Annotated in this window: 2 protein-coding genes; one reads left to right on the top strand and one right to left on the bottom strand. The window is 69.2% G+C overall.

The genetic code is table 11. From position 1 onward, the window contains the following. The first annotated feature begins 270 nt into the window (after nucleotides 1–270). Complete coding sequence (locus ACIOHG_RS37760; RefSeq protein ID WP_400958189.1) at nucleotides 271–1,083, top strand: IS5 family transposase; 813 nt, start codon at nucleotides 271–273, stop codon at nucleotides 1,081–1,083. Here ACIOHG_RS37760 and ACIOHG_RS37755 read toward each other — a convergent pair. Beyond that, nucleotides 1,058–1,661, bottom strand: a 604-nt coding sequence (locus ACIOHG_RS37755) for a hypothetical protein (protein WP_400958187.1), incomplete at its 5' end; no start/stop codon positions are given. The genes ACIOHG_RS37760 and ACIOHG_RS37755 overlap by 26 nt on opposite strands.

Genomic DNA, 1,661 nt, shown 5'->3' with positions numbered 1-1,661 from the left:
AGTAGCCGTTGTCGTACCGCTCGCGGGGGTTGTCGATCGAACGGGATTCTCGTTCGGGTGATCGCGGGATGGTGGGCGCATGAAGACAGGGCCTCCGGTGCAGCTCCTGGGTGTTGAAGCCGAAGAAGCACCAGGGAGGCCCTGTTGCCGCAGTTGTACGCCATCACGCCGGGACAGTCCAGCTCGACGCGCTCGCAGTGTGATTGCCTCGCACACCGGTACGGGAACGCGGCTGACCATGGTGAACGTGTTCGACGTTACGACTCCGACATGACGGACGCCGAATGGTCCGAGATCAAGGACCTGCTGCCCGTGCCGGCGTGGATGAACGGCAGGGGCGGTCAGCCGGAGGCCTACTGCCACCGGCAGATGCTGGATGCGATCCGCTACCTGGTCGACAACGGCATCAAATGGCGCGCGATGCCGGTCGACTTCCCCGCCTGGGGCCGGGTCTACGCCTTCTGGCGCCGCTGGCGCGACCGAGGGCTGGTCAGGGAGTTCCACGACCGGCTCCGCCGCAAGGTCCGCGGGAGCGAGGGCCGCAACGCCGAACCGACCGCGGCGATCATCGACTCGCAGTCCATCCGGGGCGCCGCGTCCGTGCCGGCCTCATCAAGGGGCTTCGACGGCGCCAAGAAGACCAACGGCCGCAAGCGGCACATCATCGTGGACTGCCTCGGGCTCCTGCTGATGGTTCTGGTCACCCCGGCCGACACCACCGACCGCGACGCCGCCTGCGGCATGCTGCCCCACCTCGTCGCCCGCTACCGAACGATTCGACTGCTGTGGGCCGACGGCGGCTACACCGGACGCCTGGTCGACTGGGCCAAAGACACGCTCCGGCTCACGCTCGAGATCGTCAAACGCAGCGACGCCCAGAGCGGGTTCGTCGTGCTGCCTCGCAGGTGGGTCGTCGAGCGGACCCTGGCCTGGCTGATGCGCTCACGCCGCCTGGCCCGCGACTACGAGACCCTGCCCGCCAGCAGCGAAGCCGCCGTCCTGTGGTCGATGACCATGCTCATGGGACGCCGACTCGCCCGGAACCGCGCCCGCCAGGTCACCCGGTTGTTCCTCGCGGCGTGAACACCCCGGGGCGTTCCTCGGCCAGCCAGCCCCGCGCGGCCAGCCGCTTCGCCTTCACCCGCACGCCCTCGACCTTCGCCGACACCAGCTCCAGACCCAGCAGCCCGGCCAGCTCCTTCGCTCGCAGCCCTTCCGGGCCGGCCCCGGTCTCCAGCACGGCCAGCAGCCTCCGATACTCGGGCGCGAGCGCCTGCACCGTCATGCCCTCCCGCCAGCCGGGCACCACCGATCCGGCCACCGGCTCCTTCGCCACCACCGGAACCGGCACCGGCCCGACCGGCTCCTCCGGCTGAGCATCCGCGGCCAGAGCCTCCGTCAACTCCATGAGCGCGATGGTCCGACGCTCCAACAAGGCCTCCGCCTGCGAGAGTTCAGCCAGGATCCGATCCGCCTCCACGCGAAGCTCCTCCACCCGAACCCGCGCGGCCGACTCCCTCGCCTCCAACAACCCCACAACCGACGGCATCCGGAACCTCCCCGACGAGACGACATCACACGCCACCTCTGCCGCAGATCCACCCGCACTATGCCTGACCAGCTGAAACGCGGCTTCCACGTTCGGAAAGACAACGGCTACT

Source organism: Kitasatospora sp. NPDC088134 (assembly GCF_044741705.1).
Lineage (GTDB): Bacteria > Actinomycetota > Actinomycetes > Streptomycetales > Streptomycetaceae > Kitasatospora.
The sequence above is the reverse complement of the archived record's forward strand: the minus strand, read 5'-3'. Positions and strand labels throughout refer to the sequence as shown.

Bases quoted from the DNA above. Each gene is read 5' to 3' on its own strand.
- ACIOHG_RS37760 (WP_400958189.1), top strand. From the start codon at position 271: ATGACGGACGCCGAATGGTCCGAGATCAAGGACCTGCTGCCCGTGCCG.